The sequence below is a fragment of the Gemmatimonas sp. genome (assembly GCF_044345575.1).
In the GTDB taxonomy this organism is placed as follows: Bacteria; Gemmatimonadota; Gemmatimonadetes; order Gemmatimonadales; family Gemmatimonadaceae; genus Gemmatimonas.
The window spans coordinates 1-4,511 of sequence record NZ_JBIJAW010000270.1 but is presented as its reverse complement, the minus strand read 5'-3'; the positions used below and the strand labels follow the sequence as shown (position 1 = coordinate 4,511).

The 4,511-nt window shown below is 69.2% G+C and carries 5 protein-coding genes; 2 read left to right on the top strand and 3 right to left on the bottom strand.

The window, feature by feature from the left end; translation table 11 throughout:
• From ACIQ6O_RS13310 to ACIQ6O_RS13300, 3 genes are all read right to left on the bottom strand, one after another.
• Positions 1-357 (bottom strand): DUF6992 family protein (locus ACIQ6O_RS13310; protein WP_396208276.1); only part of this gene is annotated, 357 nt, incomplete at its 3' end.
• A gap of 10 nt (positions 358-367) precedes the next feature.
• Complete coding sequence (locus ACIQ6O_RS13305; RefSeq protein ID WP_396208275.1) at positions 368-1,954, bottom strand: hypothetical protein; 1,587 nt, start codon at positions 1,952-1,954, stop codon at positions 368-370.
• Between the two features lie 75 nt (positions 1,955-2,029).
• Complete coding sequence (locus ACIQ6O_RS13300; protein WP_396208274.1) at positions 2,030-2,530, bottom strand: plastocyanin/azurin family copper-binding protein; 501 nt, start codon at positions 2,528-2,530, stop codon at positions 2,030-2,032.
• 372 nt (positions 2,531-2,902) lie between these two features.
• On the opposite strand from ACIQ6O_RS13300, the gene hisG reads away from it, so the two are divergent.
• Together hisG and hisD are read left to right on the top strand one after the other, a co-directional pair.
• On the top strand, positions 2,903-3,781 hold the full coding sequence (hisG, locus tag ACIQ6O_RS13295; RefSeq protein WP_396208273.1) for an ATP phosphoribosyltransferase: 879 nt from the start codon (positions 2,903-2,905) through the stop codon (positions 3,779-3,781).
• A partial coding sequence (hisD, locus tag ACIQ6O_RS13290) for a histidinol dehydrogenase (RefSeq protein ID WP_396208272.1) occupies positions 3,778-4,511 on the top strand: 734 nt, incomplete at its 3' end. The genes hisG and hisD, both read left to right, overlap by 4 nt.

Genomic DNA, 4,511 nt, shown 5'->3' with positions numbered 1-4,511 from the left:
TCCGGCCCCCACGGCTCCCAACCGTCGCTCCCACCGCCATCCCACGATCACGAGCGTGAGACCGACGGCGGCGTATCCCAGGTCGAGGCCGGTATTCAACCACAGAATATTGAGGAGCTTCTGCGTCCCGGCGAAATCACGCATGGCCAGGCCGCGCCATGCCCACAGCGCGATGAGGGCGTTCACCGCGCCCCACGCCCCGGTCTGAATGGCGAAATGCTTCAACAGCGGCGCTTCGAGGCGGCGCACGGTCAGCACCGCGAGCAGCACGGTGCCGGCCAGCATGCTGATCACGGCCCACACGCCCAGCCGCAGGAGATGTCCCTGCTCGTACGTCAACAGCGTATCTGCCCACATACCGCGGAGACTAGCCAGCCGCACGCGTGCCGGCCAGCGGCACGTCATCGGCCCAAAGGACCACGGCGCGAATCCGGCGCCCGGACTCGTCCGCGTATCGCACCGCGCGCGACACCCAGGCCAGCGGCGTGACCCCGAGTCGCGCGCACAGCACGAGGTCCGCACGGGCCGGCACCACCGGGGCCGTGGGGACATCCGTCACGAACACCACGAAATCGTAGTGGCACAGCAGCGAATCGAGCGGATCGGAGGCCGCCGTATCATCCCCAGGATGTCGGTGCGCATCGTAACGTGCGCGCCGCGGCAGTACGAGATCGACGCTCGCATCGCGGCCCAGCGGCATGCGTCGCGTGGCATCCCATTGGTCGTTCCACGGAGCGTTGGAATGTCGACGGCGACCGAGATCGTCCGGCGTCAGGAGCGCCGAAACCGGCAGCAGGGGCACCACAGCGCCCGCGCGCACGGCGGCGTCCACCAGCACCGTGGCGCGCCACTCGCGCGCGGCGACCGATGCGAGGTTCAGCCCCACGGCCCCGGCAAGGACCGGACGATCGGCCAGCACCTGCACGAGAGGCGCCATGTCGCCGATGTTCGAAAGCCTCAGGTGCAACAGCGGCCACGCATGGGCGGTTGGGGTGAGCACGGCGGCCTGTGCCTCTCCGCGGCGCGCACGCCCCCCGGGCTGCCCACCACGCCGCTTCCCGTGAGCGGAGTCATGCACGATCACGCGCGAACGTGTGAGGGCCTCGAGCTCACGCGCGTCCCCCACCGTGGGTGTCCGGATTTCTTTCCACACCGAACCGGCAAAGCCAATGGCAGCACCGAGGACGAGCGATGCGAGCAGCATCGCGACCGGCGGAATGTTCACCTGCATGCGGTCGCGCAGGGCGGCCTTCGCGCGATCCCGCTCGGCGTTGACACGCTGCGCCTCGGCGATAAGCGCATCCAGTCGCGCGACGGAATCGGCGGCGGTACGCACCGCCTCGTCGAGCAGGGAATCTGCCGGCGGTGCCGGCGCGAGCGGCAGCGACCCGGCTTGCACGCGCAGTGAGCGTTCGGCCAGCGCCACGAGTACGCCCCCCTGTGCGGTGAGTCGCGCCGTCATGTCCGCGTAGCGCGCATCCGGGCCGCTTCGCGCGGCATAGGCGTCGCGCTCCCGATGCAGCGCCTCGAGGGAATCGCGCAGTCGATTCACCGTGGCACGCACGGTGGTATCACGCTGGAGGGCAGGCGCACTGGCCAGAGACCGAAAGCTCTCGATCAGCGGGGATTGCCGCGCGCGTACGATGTGGTTGGTGAGATCGCCCAGCGCCGAATCCGTGTCCGCCATCGCGGGCCGGGCCGCGGTACGCTGCGCATCGGCGAGCGCATGTAGCGCATCGGCCTGCCGTCGGTGGGTGCGCAGCATGATGGTATCGCGCGCGGGCGGCAGCGCGGCAATGGCGCTGGTGAGCTGCCGGTCGGCCTGGCGCGGGAGCAACACGAATGTGAGGAGCGCGGCGACCATCACGATCGCGCCGATTCCGGCAATCAGCAGTCCGTGCCGCGCCGCATTACGGGTCCGGGCGGCGAGCCATCGAGCGCGCGGGGAATTCATGTGCCAGAAACGAACACGGGGGCCGGCGCATCGCGCCAGCCCCCGGTCCTGCACATCACATCAAGAAGCCGAAGCTTACTTGATGGTGATCTTGCCCTTCATGTTCATGGCGAGGTGCGGCGTGCAATGGAAATCGTACGTGCCAGCCGGGACGCCGGCGAACGAGACGGTGTACTCTTCGTTCGCGTTGAGGAGCATCTTGCCCGAGAGCTCACCAGCCTGCTCCGGCATGTTCGCCGTGAGGGCCGTCTTCGCTTCCGGCGAGAGCGCGGCGGGGTCGAACGCCACGTTGTGCGGGCCGCCCGAAACCATCACGAACTTGATGCCGTCGCCAGCCGCGATCGTGAGTTCCGCGGGCTCGAAACGGTAGCCCTGGCCGTCGCCGACCATGTTGATCGTGTGCGTCGTGCCCGTGATCGGGGCCATCGCGCCAGCCGCCGGAGCCGCCGGAGCCGCCGCAGCCGCCGTGTCAGCAGCCGGAGCCGCCGCCGAATCCGTCGCCGCCTTGTCACCACCGCCGCACGCGCCAAGCAGGATCGCCGCGCCGGTCACCACCGCAAAGCCGAGAAACCGCATGTTTGTAGGCCTCCAGAGCCTATAATCGGAAATTTCCTTTCGCCCAGACCGCAAATCGGTCTGTGTCCGCAGGGCCCTGCGGACTTTGTGAACTTATTCACAAGAGGGGGCCGCGCCAAGCCCCCAACGGGGAAATCGACTCTTGACTCCCCCTCCGGGCGCCGCTAGCCTCCTTGAGCTATGCACGCCATCAGCTTCGCCCACCATCATGCGCATCACGGCCACGGCCCGACGGGTCGGGGCGCTTTGTGCGTGATGGGGTAAGCGAGCACAGCCCCCGACACCACAGCGACCTGCGGCCCGTCCCCTCCGGACGGGCCTTTTTTGTTGCCCGCCGGTTCAACATTCGGCATTCCAAAATCCAGAAGTCCCATGCTACGTATCGCACTGCCCAATAAAGGACGCCTCAGCGAAGACACTCGTGAGCTGTTCAACGACGCCGGCCTCGAGGTCCGCTCCTCCGGGGAGCGCGCCCTCACCGCATCGCTCGGCGGTGAGTTCGAAGCCATCTTCGTGCGCGCTCAGGACATCCCTGAGTTCGTCGCCGACGGGGCCGCCGACGTGGGGGTCACCGGATGGGACCTCGTGAACGAGTCCGGGCGCCCCCTCGCCTCCCACCTCGACCTCGGCTTCGGCAAGTGCCGCCTCGTCGTGGCCGCCCGCGAGGATTCGGGGATCCGCCAGCTCAGCGACATGGCCGCGAGCCCCCAGCGCATCCGCGTGGCTACCGTGTTTCCCAACATCACCCGCCGGTTCTTCGAGCAGGCCGGCGTGCCGGCCGACGTGGTGCCGGTAAGCGGAGCGGCTGAGATCGCCCCACACCTCGGGATCGCGGACGTGGTGGTGGATCTCACCTCCACCGGGAGCACCCTCCGGGTGAACGGCCTGCGCGAAATCGACACGGTGCTCCGCTCGAGTGCCCACCTCATCACCGCCGAGGGGGGCCCGCGCAACGGCGACCCCGATCGCAAGCAGGAGCTCGACGATCTCGTGGTGGCGCTCGCCAGCGTCATCCGCGCGCGCAGCCAGCGCTACCTCATGGCCAACGTGCCGCGCACCGCGCTCGCCCAGGTGCGCGAGGTGCTGCCGGGACTCAACGGCCCCACGGTCATCGAGATCGCCGAGTCGAGCCAGTACGTGGCGGTACACGCCGTCGTGAGCGCCGCCACCATTTATCGCACCATCTCGCAGCTGCGCGCGCTGGGCGGTGAAGGCATCCTCGTCACGCGTATCGAGAGGCTCGTGCCGTGAGCTCGCCGGTTTCGCTGCGGGCGTTCGGTGCGCTGTCGTCACTCGACGCATCCACTCGCCGCGCCATCGTCGACCGGTCGTCCACCACCGACGGCACCGTGCGCGAGCGCACCGCGGCGCTGATCGCGCAGGTGCGCGAACGCGGTGACGAGGCGCTGTTCCAGTTCGCCCTCGACTTCGATCGCGTGACGCTCACCGCGCTCGAGGTGCCACGGAGTGCGTGGGATGCGGCGCTGGCGTCGCTCGACCCTGCCCTGCGTGCGTCACTCGAACGCGCCGCGAAGAACATCGCCGCGGTGCACGCGGCGTTCCGTCCCGTTGAGACCGTCTGCTCGCCCGAACCCGGCATCACGGTGGGGCGTCGCCCCGATCCGCTGCAGCGCGTGGGCATCTACGCACCCGGGGGTCGCGCGGCGTATCCGAGTTCGCTCTTCATGGGTGCCATTCCGGCGCGGGTGGCCGGCGTGCAGGAAGTGATCGTCTGCTCACCACCGGGCCCCGACGGCATGCCGTCGCCGGTGGTGCTCGCCGCCGCCGCGCTCGCCAACGTGGACCGCGTGTTCGCCCTCGGCGGCGCCGGCGCCATCGCTGCGATGGCGCTTGGTACGGCAAGCGTGCCACGCGTGGATCGCATCATGGGCCCCGGCAATGCCTACGTGGCCGAGGCCAAGTTGCAACTCGTGAACAGCGTGGCCATCGATTCGCCCGCCGGCCCGAGCGAACTGCTCGT